The sequence below is a fragment of the Shewanella sp. 10N.286.52.A9 genome, from assembly GCF_041468985.1.
Classification (GTDB): Bacteria; Pseudomonadota; Gammaproteobacteria; order Enterobacterales; family Shewanellaceae; genus Shewanella; species Shewanella japonica.
Genome location: NZ_JBFRJQ010000007.1, coordinates 33,055 through 52,458, shown reverse-complemented (window position 1 = coordinate 52,458; position 19,404 = coordinate 33,055). Strand labels below are relative to the sequence as shown.

Annotated in this window: 14 protein-coding genes; all 14 read left to right on the top strand. The window is 41.5% G+C overall.

Annotation, left to right across the window (positions count from 1 at the left end):
• Positions 1-80: 80 nt before the first annotated feature.
• Positions 81-497 carry a YbaY family lipoprotein gene (locus AB4128_RS06420; protein ID WP_372037265.1) on the top strand — a complete coding sequence of 139 codons (417 nt, stop codon included), beginning with the start codon at positions 81-83 and terminating at the stop codon, positions 495-497.
• Between the two features lie 79 nt (positions 498-576).
• Complete coding sequence (metA, locus tag AB4128_RS06415) at positions 577-1,521, top strand: homoserine O-succinyltransferase (protein WP_055023022.1); 945 nt, start codon at positions 577-579, stop codon at positions 1,519-1,521.
• Positions 1,522-1,782: 261 nt separating this feature from the next.
• The gene (locus AB4128_RS06410; protein ID WP_372037264.1) at positions 1,783-4,110 is read left to right on the top strand and encodes an immune inhibitor A domain-containing protein; all 2,328 of its coding nucleotides are present in this window, start codon (positions 1,783-1,785) and stop codon (positions 4,108-4,110) included.
• A 424-nt stretch (positions 4,111-4,534) separates the two neighbouring features.
• A complete protein-coding gene (locus AB4128_RS06405) occupies positions 4,535-6,535 on the top strand; it encodes a diguanylate cyclase (RefSeq protein ID WP_372037263.1) in 2,001 nt (666 codons plus the stop codon).
• A 425-nt stretch (positions 6,536-6,960) separates the two neighbouring features.
• On the top strand, positions 6,961-8,154 hold the full coding sequence (locus AB4128_RS06400) for an acetyl-CoA C-acyltransferase (RefSeq protein ID WP_372037262.1): 1,194 nt from the start codon (positions 6,961-6,963) through the stop codon (positions 8,152-8,154).
• A gap of 185 nt (positions 8,155-8,339) precedes the next feature.
• Entirely contained in the window at positions 8,340-9,833 is a 1,494-nt protein-coding gene (locus AB4128_RS06395; RefSeq protein WP_055023017.1) for a CoA-acylating methylmalonate-semialdehyde dehydrogenase, read from the top strand.
• 241 nt (positions 9,834-10,074) lie between these two features.
• On the top strand, positions 10,075-11,232 hold the full coding sequence (locus AB4128_RS06390; protein ID WP_055023016.1) for an acyl-CoA dehydrogenase family protein: 1,158 nt from the start codon (positions 10,075-10,077) through the stop codon (positions 11,230-11,232).
• A gap of 68 nt (positions 11,233-11,300) precedes the next feature.
• Positions 11,301-12,098 (top strand): enoyl-CoA hydratase, encoded by a 798-nt coding sequence (locus AB4128_RS06385; RefSeq protein WP_080915375.1) that lies wholly within the window; start codon positions 11,301-11,303, stop codon positions 12,096-12,098.
• Positions 12,098-13,213: an enoyl-CoA hydratase/isomerase family protein gene (locus AB4128_RS06380; protein WP_372037261.1), complete on the top strand. Its 1,116-nt coding sequence runs from the start codon at positions 12,098-12,100 to the stop codon at positions 13,211-13,213. Before AB4128_RS06385 ends, AB4128_RS06380 begins: the two co-directional genes overlap by 1 nt.
• Before the next feature lie 12 nt (positions 13,214-13,225).
• Positions 13,226-14,134, top strand: coding sequence for a 3-hydroxyisobutyrate dehydrogenase (gene mmsB / locus AB4128_RS06375; protein WP_372037260.1), 909 nt, complete (start codon positions 13,226-13,228; stop codon positions 14,132-14,134).
• Between the two features lie 36 nt (positions 14,135-14,170).
• Positions 14,171-14,929: an SDR family oxidoreductase gene (locus tag AB4128_RS06370; protein WP_055023012.1), complete on the top strand. Its 759-nt coding sequence runs from the start codon at positions 14,171-14,173 to the stop codon at positions 14,927-14,929.
• Between the two features lie 137 nt (positions 14,930-15,066).
• Positions 15,067-15,297, top strand: coding sequence for a hypothetical protein (locus AB4128_RS06365; protein WP_055023011.1), 231 nt, complete (start codon positions 15,067-15,069; stop codon positions 15,295-15,297).
• 313 nt (positions 15,298-15,610) lie between these two features.
• Complete coding sequence (locus tag AB4128_RS06360; protein WP_082419856.1) at positions 15,611-17,206, top strand: ABC-F family ATPase; 1,596 nt, start codon at positions 15,611-15,613, stop codon at positions 17,204-17,206.
• A gap of 185 nt (positions 17,207-17,391) precedes the next feature.
• Positions 17,392-19,383 carry a methyl-accepting chemotaxis protein gene (locus AB4128_RS06355; protein WP_055023010.1) on the top strand — a complete coding sequence of 664 codons (1,992 nt, stop codon included), beginning with the start codon at positions 17,392-17,394 and terminating at the stop codon, positions 19,381-19,383.
• Positions 19,384-19,404 lie beyond the last annotated feature (21 nt).

Sequence of the window (19,404 nt, the reverse complement as noted above, 5' to 3'; positions counted from 1 at the left end):
TTTCGATAACAAGCAAGAATATTATTCAATATAAGACGTATAGACTTCTAGAAGTCTTTATGTATGATAAGGAGACTGAAATGAGCAAGACAATGATGCGATTATTTAATGGAGTGCTTGTCGCGGTAGTGGTGCTTTTAGGATTAGGTGCATGTGCTTCGCACAATGATCTTGTCAGTGTATCAGGTGAGATCATGTATCGAGAGCGCATCGTGTTACCTGATAACGCAGTTATTAAAGTGCAACTTAAAGATGTGTCTTTGCAAGATACGAAAGCGATTGTTATGGCTGAAATGACTTCAGATGAAGTGACGACGCCCCATGCATTTACATTTGAACTTGCTCGCGATCAATTTCAGCAGGGTCATACCTATGCAGTAGCTGCCCGTATTGAGGTGGAAGGTAAGCTTTGGTTTATCAATACTCAATCTTATGTAGTTGATATTAATAGTAATGAGGCTATTAATCTTATCGTAAATAAAGTCGGTAATGAGTGATAAATGTCGGACGCAACACTGTTGTGTGTTGTTGATGTTTTCCAAGTACCGAATCTTATAGTGTTAAAAAGGTGCTTTGATGCCGGTTAGAATCCCAGATAATTTACCCGCTGCAGAAATCTTAGAATCAGAGAATATTTTCGTTATGTCCGAAACACGGGCTGCGAATCAAGATATTCGTCCAATGCGTGTGCTGATTTTAAATTTGATGCCTAATAAAATTGAGACAGAAACTCAGTTGTTACGTTTATTAGGAAATACGCCTTTGCAAGTGGATGTGGATTTATTACGTATCCATGATAAAGCTTCAAAACACACCTCAATTGATCATATGAACACTTTTTATCGTGATTTCGAAGCGGTAAGAACACGCAATTATGATGGTCTAATTATCACTGGTGCGCCACTAGGGCAATTAGATTTTGAAGATGTTGTGTATTGGGAACACATAAAAGAAATTATCGATTGGTCTCAGCAGCATGTCACATCGGTATTGTTTTTATGCTGGGCAGCCCATGCGGGCTTGTTTCACTTATATGATTTACATCGTAAACTGTTAGAGAAGAAACGTTCTGGTGTGTTTAACCACAGTCGTTGTAATAAACCACATCCGTTATTACGTGGTTTCGATGATGAATTTTTTGCGCCTCATTCACGTTTCGCTGAAATGGATATTAATGATATTAAACAGCATCCTGATTTAGAAGTATTAGCTGAATCAAAAGAAGCTGGAGCTTATATCGTGTTAAGTCGAAATAATCGAAACTTGTTTGTAATGGGTCATCCAGAATATCAAAAATCGACGTTAAACGACGAATACCTGCGTGATATTGAGCAAGGTCTAAATCCAAGTGTTCCCACTCACTATTATCGTGACGATAACCCTAAAAATGACGCCGTTGCCAAATGGCATAGTCATGGCAGTTTGTTAGTCAGTAATTGGCTTAATTATTATGTTTATCAGTTAACGCCATATGATTTATCTGACATGAGTGCAATGACGCCATGGGAAACCGGTCGTTAGTGTCTCAATATTAAGTCATTCGTTTAATTAAAGGCGCCATTTAGTATGACTAAGTGGCGCTTTTAGTCTCACCTTATTGCCTGAAAAATACCCAAAATAATTAGTTGTTTAGCACAAGTTAATACTTGGGATTGAAATCAAGCCCAACCAGTGTCGTGTCGTTGTTTCTTCGGTTAGGATTTTTGAATACTTAGTTAACGTAGCTGAGTCTTGCTGAGTATTACTTTTCAAACGGATCTGAAATTTAATGAGGGTATTCAATTGAATAACAAGAAACTACTCCCGCTAGCGTTTGCTATTGCTGGGTTATCTGGAGCCTTGCAAGCCGCACCGCATGCTCCCACGCCACAAACGGGCGCTTTCGATTTAGTGATTGCCGATGAGCAGAAGTTAATAGAAATGCTCAAGAAATCAGGCAAAATCTCGCAAAGTGCTAGCTTAAAAGAAGCTGAAACAGCGTTAAAAACCTACCTTAAAAAACGTCAATCAGAAGCGGTACTAAATGCCGCAGCGCTCGATGCTGCTGTAGTCAGTCAGTATCCCATGACTAATGAAATTAAAGGTAAGGCTAAACATCATAAACGGCATGAAGCGTCAAAAGGACAGCTAACAGCCAATGCGATGCGAAGCCGTCCTGCGAATGTTCAAGAAGAAGTATATGAAGGTGAAACACGAGAAGCACGTGTTTTAGCGATTTTGATGGAGTTCCCTGACTTTGTGCATAATTCTATCTTACCTGATGAAACAGGTATGTATTATGAGGATTACAACCCAGACCATTATCGTCAAATCCTTTTTGGTGACGATGGTTGGGTTGCGCCGAATGGTCATCATGCTAATTCGTTTAGACAATTTTATGAGAAACAGTCAGGTGACAGTTATACCGTCACTGGCGATGTTGCTGGTTGGTATATGGCAGAAATGCCTGCAGCATTCTATGGCAACAATGTTGATGGTGATGCGAGAAGCTTAATTCGAGAAGCTTTAACAGCAGCCTCACAAGATCCCACTGTTGACTTAAATCAATTTGATATTGAAGACAGGTATGATCTTGATGGAGATGGTAATTACTGGGAACCAGATGGATTGGTTGATCATGTGATGGTATTCCATTCTGCAGTGGGGGAAGAAGCTGGTGGTGGTCAAGTAGGTGAAGATGCTATTTGGTCACATCGTTGGAATTTGGGGGGAGTATTTGGGATCCCTGATTCTTCAAGCTCAGCGCCTTATTGGGGCGGACTAATGGGGGCTTTTGATTATACCATCGCTCCGATTGACAGTGCTGTTGGAGTCATTAGCCATGAATATGGTCATGATTTAGGGTTACCTGATGAATATGACACTCAATATACTGGCCAAGGTGAGCCGGTATCTATGTGGTCTATTATGTCATCTGGTAGTTGGGCGGGTGAAATCGGCGGCACAGAGCCCGTTGGTTTTAGTCCATTCGCAAAAGAGTATTTACAAGCAAGCCTTGGTGGCAATTGGCAACACGGTGCTGTGGTGAATTTTGATGATATTCCTCGTCGAGGTGTCGTTGGTCTATTAGATCAAGCATCCAGTAAAGGCACTAATCATGATGTGATTAGGGTGAGTCTGCCAAACAAGCAACAGGTTATCACTGTGCCAACCAGTGGTGAATATGCGTATTTCAGTGGTTCTGGAGATAATCTAGAAAACCTGATGGCCGTTTCTGTCGATTTAACTGATGCAACCACTGCTGCAGTGCAGTTTAAAACATGGTATGACATCGAGCTTGATTGGGATTATGGCTATGTGATTGCTGTTGGTAGCTTTGGTCAGATGATGCTTGAAGGCAATATCACCAGTAACACAAATCCGAATGATGCTAATTTGGGTAACGGTATAACAGGTAATTCAGCGGGCTGGATTGATGCTGAATTTGATCTCACCGCGCTTGCGGGTGAGGCATTTGATTTATACATAATGTATAAAACCGATGGCGCGGTATCCAACCCTGGTATGTACGTTGATGATTTAAACATTGTTGTCGATGAAACGATTGTTGCGACAGCGAATGCTGATGTGATGCCAGAAGTCATGATGCTAAATGGATTTGATGTATCGACGGGCGTTTCTGAAACTGAGCACTATTATTTAGTTGAGTGGCGAACTCATCATGGTGTCGACAGTGGTTTAGCGCATATCAATGTTGCTGGACAGCCAATGACCTATGAAAAGGGCATGCTCATTTGGTACGTGGATAATCAATATTCAGATAACTGGGTTGGTGTTCACCCTGGTGACGGTTTCTTAGGTGTTGTGGATGCTGATCAAAATACCTTGTCATGGAGTAATGGTAATGTTGCAACGACACGCTACCAAATCCACGATGCGACATTTAGAATCGATAGACCTGAAAAAATGTTTATCGATTTGTCTGAAGATTATGGCATCACTATGTATGACAACCGTACTCGTGCCCAACGTACTTTTAGAGATTCTCGTGATTACTCTGGCGGCGACTTACTTGATGCTGGACGTAATATTCCTGAATACGGGTTAACAATTCGCTTATTAAATCAAAGTGAAGATCGTAGCGTTGGTGCGGTAATGATCCAAAAGTAGTGCCTTTTTGCATAAACAGCTTGAAATAAAGCTTGCAGTTAATTGCAGATGATTCACCAACAGTGAAGTTAATGAGTGGCCTAAATAAGCCACTTTACTTCTGCAAAAAGCGCTGAGATTCAGCGCTTTTTTTATTTTTCATATTTATTTTTATACGCGAGTTATCAGTTAAAAATATCAATAGTCCTGATATTTTGCCGATAAATTATGGCAACTAAGCTAGATACAGATTAATTATCTAATCGCATTAGCGTTAGCACCGATTCAAGCATAAGCCTGCGGTCTTCGCTACATTGTCATATCGAAGCAACTCACTTATGCTGATACAATCTGTTAACCCTTGTGACAGTTTAAATCTTGTTTTGCAGACCGTGATTTATAATGGTAAGCAGGGGCATAGCGAAATCAGATGTTGAGGCGCCCATTGATTGAATTTCACCTTTGTTATTACCGAGTGCTATCGATAAGCCGATTCATTGCGTTGGTAGGCTTTATCAGTCTGGTTACTCCAGTTTATGCCAATGACAATGCAGAGCGAGCGATACAGTCAAATGATGCTCACGTCATGACATTAGATTCAGTTAAACAAGCGCTGGATAAGTTTACTGCGCCAGAGGAAAAGCTTGAGTATTTACAACAAGCTCAGCAACACCATTCGTGGAACCCAATTGATAATGCCCATATATTCAATTTAATTGCGATTGAACAAGAGGCATTAGACAAATTAGATGATGCCGTTGAATCATATTCTTTAGCGATTCAATCTGCTGAGCAAGTTGCCACTTCAGATATTTTAGTTATCAGTTATATTGAGCGTTCATTCATTAAATATTTACAGGTTAATGATAAAGAGCGCTATTGCCCTGATAGAGAATATGCATTGGAATTAGCACGCGCTATTGACTCTCCTATCGTGTTGTCCAAAGCACTCACGCAAAGCGCATTTTGCTACACTGATACACAAGTGTTTGAGCAAGGATTACAGCGCCTTGAAGAAGCTTTGTTGATTGCCAAGAAGCACCATTTCCCTCCGAACAAGCAAGCGATGATTTATAACTCAACTGGCGCGATTTACCGCTCTAATGGATTACATAAATACGCTTATGAATACTTCAATGAAGCCTATCGGTTATGGAGTGAAGTTGACGATATTCAAGACATGTTCAATATGCTGCACAACTTGGTTGGTGAGGCGATAAAAATGTCAGACTGGGAAGCGGCTGAAATTCATGTTGTCGGCCTGTTTGATTTAGCCAAGCGGCATCCTGAATTTAACGACTTCTTATTTTTCGCTTATTTTAATGCGGGTCGGCTAAGTTATTATAATAATGATCATGAGTTGGCAATTGAGCGATTGCAAAACGCTAAACAGTTAAGCTCAACCACTAATGAACAATATTTTATTGGCTTAATGTATGCCTATCTCGCTTTAGCTCACATGCAGCAAGAGCAGCCAGAAATGGCTTATGAAGCTGCTGATGAATTTATAAATTCTGACACATTTTCGGCGAGCTCTTCCTTTCTCAAAACGTCAATAATGGCGCTTAAACAGTTTTCCGAACAAGAGTACTTAGCCAGCTTTAACTTGTTGATGTCGAGCTTAAATCATGAACGTTTGACCTATGCTTCCATCATGGACAAAGACGTTATCTACTCGTCGCTAGAGCACAATTCAAAAGTCGCTGAATATGAAATCCAAATCCTAGAAAATCAGCTTGCGATTAATTTACTGAAGTTAAAGTCAGAAACAGATAAGCAGCAAATATCTCAATTAACCTTAATCGTTACCAGTTTGATTATTGTGGTTTTACTTGTTGCAACGGCTTTTTTAATTCAGTCTCGCCGCTTTTTTAAACGCCGTTCGCAAACAGATTATCTTACAGGGATATCAAATCGACGTTACACCATGGAGCAGGGGAATAGGTTATTTAGTCTTGCCCAAAAACGAGCTGAGCCATTAGCGGTGATCATTTTTGATATTGATAAATTTAAAATGATTAATGACACATACGGTCATCATATCGGGGACTTAACAATTAAAGCTGCGGCACGAAGAGCAAGAAATTGGGTCAAAAAAACGGATGTATTAGGCCGAATTGGTGGAGAAGAGTTTTTATTAATCTTGCCTAATACCAATATAGACCAAGCAGTTGAAGTGGCTGAGCGACTTCGTAATAGTATTGAGCAGCAAACATTTACTTTTGATCATGTCGAAGTGAAATTTACCATCAGCTTAGGGGTTACTGTAAGTCAACTAAGCGAAGTCGATGGTGTTGTCATAGAGCATAGCGAGCAAGATGAATTAACAGAGCAAGATCTTGGAATTGAAGAAAGCCTAGATTCACTATCTAAGATGATAAAACGAGCGGATGCTGGTATGTATAAAGCGAAACAAAATGGCCGTAATCAAACCTTTTCGATGTGATATTTTCCTATTGATCCAATGCGTGTTGATTTGATGGCTTTCCACCAAACGGGCATTAGCAACTCAATTAACCTTGATGCCCCTTAAAACCTCCGCAGGTCATCACTGTTATTTCTTTCCCATCTATTTCTTTCCCATCTATTTTTTTCCCATCAAAATCTGCAGCGATTAATTCCCCGTGTAAGTAAACTCACTTTTTGACAACAATAAACTTGGCGGTCCTAGTTATAAATCCCCTTAATTATTAATGGTATATCGTTTTTGTAAATTTTCAATGACAGCCGTGTTGAAATCTTAATATGAAATTGACGATTTTTTCTTGCTTTACGTTAGCGTAAACGTCAGAGTGTGATAATTGAACTAGATCACATTTTACTGTGTATTAATCTCGGCCAGAATATTTGCCGGTTTACAGCGGAGAAGTTATGAGCACCACACATTCATCACCACAAGATATCGTTATCGTTGCTGCTAAGCGTACCCCAATGGGTGGCTTTCAAGGCGCATTATCAGCAGTGACATCTCCAACATTAGCCGCCAATGCGATTAAAGGGTTAGTCAGTCACACTCAGATTGATACTCATTTAATTGATGAAGTCTTAATGGGTTGTGTATTGCCTGCAGGTTTAGGACAGGCGCCAGCTCGCCAAGCGACATTAGGAGCTGAATTACCTTTAAGTGTTGGTGCAACGACCATCAATAAAGTCTGCGGTTCAGGTATGAAGACTGTGATGATGGCGCACGACTTAATCAAAGCGGGTAGTGCAGAGGTTGTTGTTGCTGGTGGTATGGAAAGTATGACTCAAGCGCCTTATTTATTAGATAAGGCGCGTAGTGGAATGCGTATGGGTCATGGCAAAGTTTTGGACCACATGTTCCTCGATGGCCTTGAAGATGCGTACACAGGTGGTGCAATGGGGGCTTTTGCCCAAAAAACTGCTGATGATTTTGGCTTAACTCGTGAAAACATGGACCAATTCGCACTGAACTCTTTAGAAAAGGCTAACACAGCGATTCAGTCTGGAGCGTTTAAAGATGAAATCGTGCCAGTGACGATTTCAAGTCGTCGAGGTGATGTCACAGTGGATACGGATGAGCAGCCAGGCAATGCGCGTCCTGAAAAAATCCCTTCACTACGTCCAGCATTTGCTAAAGACGGAACAATTACAGCCGCTAACTCAAGCTCTATTTCAGATGGTGCTGCGGCCTTAATGTTAATGAGCCGAGAAAAAGCGGAGTCATTAGGTCTCACTATTATGGCGACAATTAAAGGCCATACCACTCATTCTCAAGAACCTTCAATGTTTACCACTGCACCCGTCGGTGCAATGAACAAGCTATTCGATAAAGTTAATTGGTCTAAAGCTGATGTTGATTTATTCGAAATTAACGAAGCATTCGCCATGGTGACCATGTTAGCTATTAGCGAATTACAACTTGACGAATCTAAAGTCAATATCAATGGCGGCGCTTGCGCATTAGGCCATCCTATTGGGTGCTCTGGGGCACGTGTACTTGTGACGTTAATTCATTCGCTAAAAGCCAAGGGCTTATCTAAAGGCGTGGCGTCATTATGTATTGGTGGCGGCGAAGCAACGGCAATGGCAATTGAAGTATAACTATCTCGCTATAACCGTTTAAGTGTAACAATCGATTAGAAAATCATTCAACAAGACTCAAGTGCTGCACGAGCTAGACAATTATTCGTAACACTAATAAGTAACAGTAATTAGTCAAAAATAACAAGCCGGCAGTACTTCACTTTCACAGAGCTTTGGGGCTCTACAGGGATTTAGGAAGCAAGATGACAGTTCAAGTGAAACATTATATCAACGGTGAATTTACCGAAGGCATGGGAACCCAACAGATTTCGGTGACCAATCCTGCAAATAACTTACCGATTGCCAATATTAATGCCGCCACGGTAGAGGAAGTTAATCAAGCGATTCATAGTGCTAAAGAAGCATTTAAAACATGGAAAGAAGTGCCGGTCTCTGAACGTGCCAGAGTGATGTTGCGTTATCAACATTTGCTAAAAGAGCATCATGACGAGCTCGCAACCATACTAGCCCAAGAAACAGGTAAAACCTTTGAAGATGCTAAAGGTGATGTTTGGCGTGGCATCGAAGTCGCTGAGCACGCATGTAACATCGCCTCAATGTTAATGGGCGAAACGGTTGAAAATGTGGCAAGAAATATCGATACCTATAGTTACACGCAACCATTAGGTGTTTGTGCGGGTATTACCCCATTTAACTTCCCAGCGATGATCCCATTATGGATGTTCCCGCTAGCCATTGCGTGTGGTAATACCTTTATCTTAAAACCTTCAGAGCAAGATCCAATGACGCCACAACGCTTGGTTGAGCTATTTGTTGAAGCGGGGGCGCCAAAAGGGGTACTGCAGCTGATCCATGGCGATAAAACGGCAGTTGATGTGTTGCTCAATGATAAAGAAATTAAAGCGATTTCATTTGTCGGTTCTGTCGGTGTAGGACAATACATCTATAAAACGGGTACCGATAACTTAAAACGTGTTCAAGCCTTTGCTGGTGCGAAAAACCATTGTGTGATTATGCCTGATGCGAACAAGCAACAAGTGATTAATAACATGGTAGGCGCCTCTGTTGGTGCGGCGGGTCAACGTTGTATGGCGATTTCTGTTGCTGTATTTGTCGGCGCTGCCAAAGAGTGGATCCCTGAGCTTAAAGAAGCACTAGCAAAAGTACGCCCAGGATTATGGAATGATGAAAATGCGGCTTATGGTCCAGTCATTAGCCCGGCTGCTAAAGCGCGTGTGCTAAAACTGATTGCTCAAGGTAAAGAAGAAGGCGCTGAGTGTTTACTCGATGGCAGTGACTTTACTGTTGAAGGATATGAGTCTGGTAACTGGATTGGCCCAACCATGTTCAGCAATGTCACCACAGACATGAGCATCTACAAAGAAGAAATCTTTGGTCCTGTACTCTGTTGTATGGAAGCTGAAAGCCTTGATGAAGCGATTGACGTTGTTAATAACAGCCCTTATGGCAACGGCACTTCTATCTTTACAGCATCAGGCGGTGCAGCACGTAAATATCAACATCATATTGATGTTGGCCAAGTGGGAATTAATGTCCCTATTCCTGTGCCATTACCGTTTTTCTCATTTACGGGATGGAAAGGCAGTTTCTATGGCGACCAACACGCCTATGGTAAGCAAGCGGTTCGTTTTTACACTGAAACCAAAACCATTACCTCTCGCTGGTTTGATGATGAAGTCGTCAGTGGCCCAAATATGAGTATTAATCTTAAGTAATTGATAAAGGCCTTCTGATGGGAGAAGGCCTTTTATCGACGTTGTAATAAGGCCGCAATGTTTGGCCTGCCGAGACATGCCATTCAGCAGGAAGCTGAATAACTAAACAACATACTACGCCTAAGTATCTGCAAACAGTGCAATATAGCTCACACAAATCTATTGCAGAACTTTAGCTTAAGTGACCACTGATAGTGGCAATTCAAATGACCATAGAGTCATAGTAAAAAAGGATTCAAACATGAATTTTGATTTCAACGAAGACCAACGCCAGTTCGCCGATCTCGCTCGTCAATTTGCTGCTGAAGAACTCACACCATTTGCAGCAAAATGGGATGAAGAGCACTATTTTCCAAAAGATGTCATTAAAAAAGCGGGTGAGTTAGGTTTTTGCTCATTGTACTCGCCAGAGTCAGAAGGTGGCATGGGGTTATCTCGCCTTGATGCTTCAATTATCTTCGAAGAATTATCCCAAGGTTGCACTGCAACAACCGCCATGTTGACCATTCATAATATGGCCACATGGATGGTAACAACTTGGGGAACCGAAACCTTACGTCAGCAATGGTCTGAAGGTTTGACGACAGGACAATTATTAGCATCTTATTGCCTAACGGAACCGGGTGCAGGTAGTGATGCCGCTTCTTTGCAAACCAAAGCGATTAAAGATGGCGATGATTACATCATTAATGGTTCGAAAATGTTTATTTCTGGCGCCGGTGAGACTGAGTTATTAGTTGTTATGTGCCGTACCGGTGATGCTGGTGCTAAAGGCATCTCAGCGATTGCGATTCCAGCTGATGCACCAGGCATCACATACGGAAAAGCAGAAGAAAAAATGGGCTGGAACGCACAGCCAACTCGATTAATCAGTTTTGAAAATGTACGTGTGCCACAAGCCAACTTGTTAGGCGATGAAGGACAAGGGTTTACCTTTGCCATGAAGGGCCTTGATGGTGGTCGCATTAATATTGCGACTTGTTCAGTTGGAACAGCGCAAGCGGCATTAGAACGCGCGACAGAATACATGAATGAGCGTAAGCAATTTGGTAAACCCATTGCCGCTTTTCAAGGGTTACAATTTAAACTAGCGGATATGGCGACTGAGCTTGTTGCTGCAAGACAAATGGTACGTTTAGCCGCATTTAAACTTGATAACAATGATCCTGAAGCAACGGCTTATTGCGCTATGGCCAAACGTTTTGCCACCGATATTGGTTTTCAAGTGTGTGATAGTGCGTTGCAAATCCACGGTGGTTACGGATATATCCGTGAGTACCCATTGGAGCGACACTTTAGGGATGTTCGTGTTCATCAAATATTGGAAGGCACCAATGAAATCATGCGTTTGATCATTGCTCGCCGTTTATTAGATGAGAATTCACACGCAATTTTATAAGTTGCCAGCTTGCTCCGTTTCGATAACGGAGCATTAACGCGCATGCACTATTGTTAAAGGATTAAATCATGACGACGACAACTGCCCAAACAGGGCCCGCTATCGTAGAAACCATTGATGGTCATACCGCCATTTTGACCTTAAATAACCCGCCAGCAAACACCTGGACATCAGCCAGTTTGATGTTGCTTAAAGATATCGTATTACGCCTAAATCAAGACAATAATATTTATGCGCTGGTGATTACAGGTCAAGGAGAGAAGTTTTTCTCAGCAGGTGCTGATTTAAAATTATTTGCCGACGGCGATAAAGGCAATGCTGCGACAATGGCCAAGTGTTTTGGAGAAGCATTTGAAACATTAAGCGCCTTTCGTGGCGTGTCTATTGCGGCTATCAATGGCTATGCCATGGGTGGCGGGTTAGAAGTGGCATTAGCGTGCGATTTACGCATTGCCGAGTCGCAAGCACAAATGGCCTTACCTGAAGCCACAGTCGGCTTATTACCTTGTGCGGGCGGCACACAAAACTTAACGGCTTTGGTCGGGGAAGGTTGGGCAAAAAGAATGATTCTATGCGGCGAGAGAATCGATGCAGCTAAAGCCCAAACGATTGGTTTAGTAGAAGAAGTGGTTGAACAAGGTCAATCATTAGCTGCTGCGATATCACTTGCGGCAAAAGTGGCTCGTCAATCACCGAGCAGCGTGAAAGTATGTAAAACATTAATTCAAGCTGGAAGAGCCATGCCTCGCACCCAAGCTTTACCTCTAGAGCGTGAGTTGTTTGTAGGATTATTTGATACCGAAGATCAGGCTGAAGGCGTCAATGCCTTTTTGGATAAACGCACTGCAAATTGGAAGAATAACTAATGAATCAAGATGTGATTTTTCAAACATTAGGAACACTATCAGGCAAGTCGATTGGTGTGGTTACGCTTAATATTGAAAAAGCGTTAAATTCACTGAATCTTGGTATGGTTCAAGCAATGACTAAGCAGTTATTAGCTTGGCAGCAAGACAATGATATTGCTTTTGTTGTACTCGATGGCGCTGGTGAGAAAGCTTTTTGTGCTGGTGGTGATGTCAGAGCTATTTATCATGCTTCTATGGCTAACCCTCAATCAATGACTCAAGAAGCGTGTGACTTTTTTAGCGAAGAATACCAACTTGACTACCTATTACATCAGTACGGAAAGCCTGTATTAGTGTGGGGTGATGGAATTGTGATGGGCGGCGGCTTAGGACTTATGGCTGGCGGCAGCCACCGAGTGTTAACTGAGCGAAGCCGTATTGCAATGCCCGAAATTACCATTGGTTTATATCCAGATGTTGGCGGTAGTTACTTCCTTAATAGAATGCCTGGTAAAACAGGATTATTCTTGGGATTAACGGCTTACAACATGACCGTTGCTGATGCCCATTACGTCGGATTAGGCAATCACTTTTTAAGTAGTGATGATAAAGAACCCTTGTTTGATGCTATAGCTGAAGTAAGTTGGAGTGATGATGTTGCTTTAAATCACTTACAACTAAGTGATTTACTTAATTCAATGCAGGAAAACGCGACGGCGAGTATGGGCGATAGTCTGCTAGCACAAAATCAAGTTGAAATTGATCAACTCATGAGCGGTGAAATCGAAGAAGTGCATCATCAAATTTCAAGTTTAGATACTGAACTTGATTGGCTAAAGCGCGCACAAAAAACGGCATTAGCAGGTAGCCCGTTAAGTTGGTTTTTAATTTTTGCTCAAGCCAGTATCGGTAAAGATAAAACCTTAGCTGAGTGCTTTAAATGGGAATTAGGCATCAGTGTTAATTGCTGTTCTTACGGTGACTTTTGTGAAGGGGTACGAGCACTGTTAATCGATAAAGATCGAAATCCACAATGGCGTTTTCCTCATGCAAGTGATGTGACACCAGAGGCGGTGACGCAGCTATTAACGTCACCTTGGAATAATGACAATCACCCATTAAAAGACATGTAAAAGGACATTATTATGGCAACTGTAGCATTTATTGGACTCGGCAATATGGGTGGCCCTATGGCTGTAAACTTAATTAAAGCAGGCATGACCGTGACTGTTTTTGATTTGGTTCCTGCAGCGGTAGATGCACTCACATCTCAAGGTGCGCTTAGTGCCAAAACTGCCTGTGGCGCTGCGGCTTCGGCAGATTTTGTGATAACTATGTTGCCCGCTGGAAAGCATGTCCATAGTTTGTATATTGGCGATGCTGACAATAAAGGATTGTTGGATGTTGTAGCAGAAGATGCAGTGTTAATTGATTGTTCGACCATTGATGCAGGCACTGCGCAAACAGTGGGTGCACACGCGAAAGCAAAAGGTATTGAGTTTATGGATGCGCCTGTATCTGGTGGCACAGCTGGCGCCGCAGCGGGCACATTAACCTTTATTTGTGGTGGCTCAAATAATGCGTATCAAAAAGCACAAACGGTATTAACTGTGATGGGGGCAAACATATTCCACGCAGGAGCAACGGGTGCAGGTCAAATAGCTAAAATTTGTAATAACATGCTGTTATCGGTATTGATGGTCGGTACGAGTGAATCTTTGCAATTGGGTATTGATAATGGTTTAGACCCTAAAGTGTTATCTGATATCATGAAAGTCAGTAGCGGTGGTAACTGGACTTTAGAGAAATATAATCCTTGTCCAGATGTCATGGACAATGTGCCATCATCAAATGATTACCAAGGCGGATTTATGGTTGATTTGATGGTGAAAGATTTAGGCTTGTCTCAGCAAGCATCATTGGTGTCAAATTCTAGTACGCCGATGGGAGCATTAGCACGTAGTTTATATGTAAACCATGCGAGACAAGGTAATGGCCGCCGCGATTTTTCAAGTATCTTTGAGCAGTTTGCTCAAGCGGAAAAGAAATCATAACGATTGATTTTAATAAATTAAGAAAGGATCCAGTTAATGGAAATTAAAGATAAAGTTGTTGTCATTACTGGCGGAGCAGGTGGATTAGGGCTAGCGATGGCGCAAGAGTTTGCCTCTCAAGGCGCAAGACTTGCACTTATCGATGTTGATCAAGAAAAATTAGAGCGTGCTTGTGCTGATTTAGGAGCGACAACAGAAGTACAAGGTTATGCCTTAGACATTACTGACGAAGAAGACGTCGTGGCAGGTTTTAACTATATCCTTGAAGATTTTGGTCAAGTGAACGTATTAGTTAACAATGCAGGTATTCTTCGTGATGGCATGATGATCAAAGCAAAAGAAGGTCTTGTGACTGACCGTATGTCTTTTGAGCAATTTCAATCGGTCATCAATGTTAACTTAACAGGGACTTTCTTGTGTGGGCGTGAAGCGGCTGCAGCGATGATTCATTCAAAGCAAGCAGGGGTAATTATTAATATCTCTAGCATTGCTAAGGCAGGTAATATTGGTCAGTCAAATTATTCTGCATCTAAAGCTGGTGTCGCAGCAATGAGTGTTGGTTGGTCTAAAGAACTTGCGCGTTATAACATCAGAAGCGCCGCAGTTGCGCCAGGTGTAATAGCAACAGAAATGACCGCTGGTATGAAACCAGAAGCCTTGGAGCGTCTTGAAAAAATGGTGCCAGTTGGGCGTTTAGGTCAAGCACAAGAAGTGGCTGCAACAGTTAAGTTTATTGTTGAAAATGATTATGTAAATGGCCGCGTTTTTGAAATTGATGGCGGTTTAAGCATGTAATTGCTACTGACTCAGACTAAAGCCAACCCGTTAATGGTTGGCTTTTTTATTACTGCGATTATTGTTACCATCTTGGCGAGTGTTATCGACAGCACTTTGTTCAGGGTATTTCACAGAATAATTAAAGGGATTGCGAAATGGATAGGCTAGAAAAAGCAATGAAGCTAACCATGCTGACAGTGGGGATTGCTGGTATTGCCGTGATTTATTTTGGCTTCTTTTATCTGCAATATAATGCTGAATTAGGCATGACAATGCCGTGGTATTTTTTGATCTCTCCTTGGGTGTGTGTTTATTTTGGACTAAGTGAACAACAACAAAGCGCCACTATTGCCTGGTTTACTCGAAAATTCACCGCAAAGAAATAGTCTGTTATTCCCTTCATTCTTCAGTTACTGAGTGGTTCTGACCTTTAATATTCCCCATCTATCTTTTTTGACTTAATAAATTCATGGAATTTCGCCTGTTTTATGGCGCCTTGTGGCTAAGTTAAGTTGAAAAAATAAGCTGAAATGCTATAGTACGCCGCCTATTTAATATGGCCATGCTTAACTAATTAAGGGTGGCTAGAAACCAGTGCTAACTGAGCAATAACCGCTATACTCGTTGAACGTTATAGCCGTTACATAATTCGGCACTGGTTTTTTGTTTTTATCATAACTTGAATTTTGGAATCTCATTTTGATTACTACAGCTAACATCACCATGCAGTTTGGTTCAAAGCCTCTGTTTGAAAATATCTCAGTTAAATTCGGTGGCGGTAACCGCTACGGTCTTATCGGAGCCAATGGTTGTGGTAAATCCACCTTCATGAAAATCCTAACTGGTGACCTTGAGCCGTCAAGCGGTAATGTGTCAATTGATCCAGGCGAGCGCATGGGTAAGTTGAACCAGGATCAGTTTGCTTATGAAGCTTATTCAGTGGTTGATACTGTGATCATGGGTCATAAAGAGCTATGGGAAGTTAAGCAAGAGCGTGATCGTATCTACTCATTACCAGAAATGAGTGAAGAAGACGGCATCAAAGTGGCTGAACTTGAAATGCAGTTTGCCGAAATGGACGGTTACACTGCTGAATCTCGTGCTGGTGACTTACTGATGGGCGTCGGTATTGGTGTTGACCAACACTTTGGCTTAATGAGTGAAATTGCACCAGGTTTCAAATTACGTGTGCTACTTGCACAAGCCTTGTTCTCAGACCCAGATGTATTATTACTTGATGAACCAACCAACAACTTGGACATCGATACCATTCGCTGGTTACAAGAAATGCTAAACCAACGTAATAGCACCATGGTGATTATTTCGCATGATAGATATTTCTTGAACTCTGTATGTACCCATATGGCAGATATCGATTACGGTGAACTACGTGTTTACCCTGGTAACTACGATGAATACATGATGGCAGCGCAGCAAGCTCGTGAGCGTCTACAGTCAGATAATGCCAAGAAGAAAGCACAAATTGCAGAACTTCAAGGCTTCGTAGCTCGTTTCTCGGCTAACGCATCTAAAGCAAAGCAAGCTACATCACGTGCTAAGCAAATCGATAAGATTAAAATTGAAGAAGTTAAAGCATCTAGCCGTGTGAATCCGTTTATTCGTTTCGAACAAGAGAAGAAATTGTTCCGTAACGCATTAGTGGTTGAGCAGTTAGCTAAAGGCTTTGACGAAACGCCGTTATTCTCTGGTTTTGACATGATGGCTGAAGTTGGCGAGCGAATTGCTATTTTGGGTGAAAATGGCGTGGGTAAAACCACCTTGTTACGTACCTTAGTCCATGATTTACCACAAGATGCGGGTACGATTCAATGGTCAGAAAACTCAAACATTGGTTATTATGCACAGGATCATGAAGCTGATTTTGCTAATGATATGACCTTGTTTGATTGGATGAGCCAATGGCGTAAGCCTGAAGATGACGACCAAACAGTACGTGGTATTTTAGGACGTATGTTATTTGGTTCTGACGATATTAAAAAGTCAGTAAAAGTCTTATCTGGTGGTGAAAAAGGTCGCATGTATTTTGGTAAGCTTATTATGCAAAAGCCAAATATCTTGCTGCTTGATGAACCAACTAACCACATGGATATGGAATCAATTGAGTCATTAAACAACGCGTTAGAAATGTATGAAGGTACGTTGTTGTTTGTATCTCATGACCGTGCGTTTGTATCATCTCTTGCTACTCGAATTCTTGAAGTGACGCCACAAGGCATTAATGACTTCAAAGGAACTTATGATGAGTTCTTAGCAAGCAAAGGCGTTGAAGGTTAAGCTAAAGCTTTTATTTAAATAGCCGATAAACCTGTAATACTCATATAGAGTTTTACAGGTTTTTTTTTGCGCGAACGATATTCTCATACTAATTTGAAAAGAAATTAAGTCGCCTTAGTTACATCAAAGCATGTAATTTATTGCGATAAATTGCATGGAGCACTTACTCTAAGGGTAAAGATACAATGAAATGGATTACCGATCTAAAAACGCTACATAAACTGCTATTGCTAATTGTCCCGCCTCTGCTGATTTGTCTGATTTATGGTGGCATGTTTGTTCACAATAAATATGAAACTAAATCAGAATTAAATACGGTACTTTCGTTAACTGAGCTCGCTGTAATTAATAGTGCATTAGTCCATGAGTTACAAAAAGAGCGTGGCATGAGTGCCGGCTATATTGGTTCACAAGGACAATCATTTGCCGATGCGCTACCTCAGCAGCGTGGGATGTCTGATAGACAAATAAGTCGTTTTAATAGCATTCCAAATGTTGATGATTTTCCTGTTCAGATTAGTGCTACTTTGAGACAAATTAGCAACCAGTTGCAGCAATTGCAGTCAATGAGACGTTCTGTTGATTCATTGACGGTTACGGTTGCTGATGAAGTGAAGTATTACACAGGTTTAAATACGGCATTGTTATCGGTTGTTGATGAAACGGCAATGCAAAGCACTGACAGTGAATTATCACTCAAGTTGGCATCATTTGGTGCGTTTTTACAGTTAAAAGAACGTGCCGGTATTGAGCGTGCTGTACTTAGCACAACCTTCGGCCAACAAGGGTTTAAAGATGGCGTTTTTAGCCGATTTGTCACTTTAGTGTCTGAACAAAATACTTATGGTGAACGCTTTAAGGCGTTAGCGACTCCAGATTGGATATCGCAATTTGAACAAGTTTCACGATCTCGAGAACAGTCAGCGGTGCAGCAATTACGTGATATCGCTTTTTCTCAAGATGTCACTAATATCAGCGCCCAAAATCCGGAAACTTGGTTTAGCACTTCTACAGCAAGAATTAACGTGCTAACTGACTTTGAACATTTCTTAGCTGATGATTTGATTAAGTTAACTAAACTAAGATTGGATTCAGCCAACCAAATGATGTGGACATCATTACTCGCATTAACAATATCCATAGTATTGCTAGCGTGGTTGAGTTTATCAGTGTCTAATTACTTGAATAAGAGCTTGAGTCACTTATTTGATAAAGTCACCCATGCAGGTAACCATTTTGATTTAAGCACGCGGATTGAACACAAATCTGCAGATGAATTCGGCCAATTGTCTGCCGCCTTTAATGTCATGATGACTGACTTTGAAACGATAATCGCTCAAGTTAGACAAAGTGCTTCGCAAGTGGTGAGTGTTGTTGAGCAAGTTAATGGTCATACTCAGACCATGAAGCAAGATGTTGAACTTGGCTACCAAGAGGCTGAGCAAGTGGCTTCGGCTATGACTGAGATGAGTGCAACAGTCACTCAAATTGCGGCTAATGCGGTGCAAGCATCAGATGCATCTACGTCTGCTAATAAAGAGGCACATATTGGTAATAAGGGCGTTTCACAAACGACTGTATCGATAAAACATCTTGCCAGCGAAATCAATGAAGCCTCAAATGCGATTGAGACATTAGATCAAGATGTGCAATCTATTGCGACTATTTTGGATGTCATTAGCGCGATTTCAGAGCAAACTAATTTACTGGCACTTAACGCGGCCATTGAAGCGGCAAGAGCGGGAGAGCAAGGACGAGGCTTTGCTGTTGTGGCTGATGAGGTCAGAACCTTAGCGCAACGAACACAATCATCAACGGACGATATCAAGCGGATGACTGATAGGCTTAAATCAGGTGCTCAGTTAGCCGTTAAAACCATGCAGCGTGGCATGGTCAGTGCTGATGAAAGCGTTATTGAAGTTGAAAATGCGGGTAAAGAGTTGAAACAGATTGTGGCGGATGTTGATGTTATTGACAGTATGAATCAACAAATTGCTTCAGCAACTCATGAACAAGCAGCTGTTGCCGAAGAAGTGAATCAAAATGCGATGAAAATCAGTGAGATTTATAATCAAACGCAAGAAATCGCTAATGCGTTAAGTCAACTCAATGAAACCTTACTTGAAGATGCAGCAGTGATGTCTGAACAAGTTCAGAAATTTACTCTAACTCGGTAATAATCGCATTGAGTATTGTTT

Excerpts from the sequence above, each read along its gene's own strand:
- AB4128_RS06420 (WP_372037265.1), top strand. The coding sequence starts at position 81 with ATGAGCAAGACAATGATGCGATTATTTAATGGAGTGCTTGTCGCGGTA.
- metA (WP_055023022.1), top strand. The coding sequence starts at position 577 with ATGCCGGTTAGAATCCCAGATAATTTACCCGCTGCAGAAATCTTAGAA.
- AB4128_RS06400 (WP_372037262.1), top strand. The coding sequence starts at position 6,961 with ATGAGCACCACACATTCATCACCACAAGATATCGTTATCGTTGCTGCT.
- AB4128_RS06395 (WP_055023017.1), top strand. The coding sequence starts at position 8,340 with ATGACAGTTCAAGTGAAACATTATATCAACGGTGAATTTACCGAAGGC.
- AB4128_RS06390 (WP_055023016.1), top strand. The coding sequence starts at position 10,075 with ATGAATTTTGATTTCAACGAAGACCAACGCCAGTTCGCCGATCTCGCT.
- AB4128_RS06385 (WP_080915375.1), top strand. The coding sequence starts at position 11,301 with ATGACGACGACAACTGCCCAAACAGGGCCCGCTATCGTAGAAACCATT.
- AB4128_RS06380 (WP_372037261.1), top strand. The coding sequence starts at position 12,098 with ATGAATCAAGATGTGATTTTTCAAACATTAGGAACACTATCAGGCAAG.
- mmsB (WP_372037260.1), top strand. The coding sequence starts at position 13,226 with ATGGCAACTGTAGCATTTATTGGACTCGGCAATATGGGTGGCCCTATG.
- AB4128_RS06370 (WP_055023012.1), top strand. The coding sequence starts at position 14,171 with ATGGAAATTAAAGATAAAGTTGTTGTCATTACTGGCGGAGCAGGTGGA.
- AB4128_RS06365 (WP_055023011.1), top strand. The coding sequence starts at position 15,067 with ATGGATAGGCTAGAAAAAGCAATGAAGCTAACCATGCTGACAGTGGGG.
- AB4128_RS06355 (WP_055023010.1), top strand. The coding sequence starts at position 17,392 with ATGAAATGGATTACCGATCTAAAAACGCTACATAAACTGCTATTGCTA.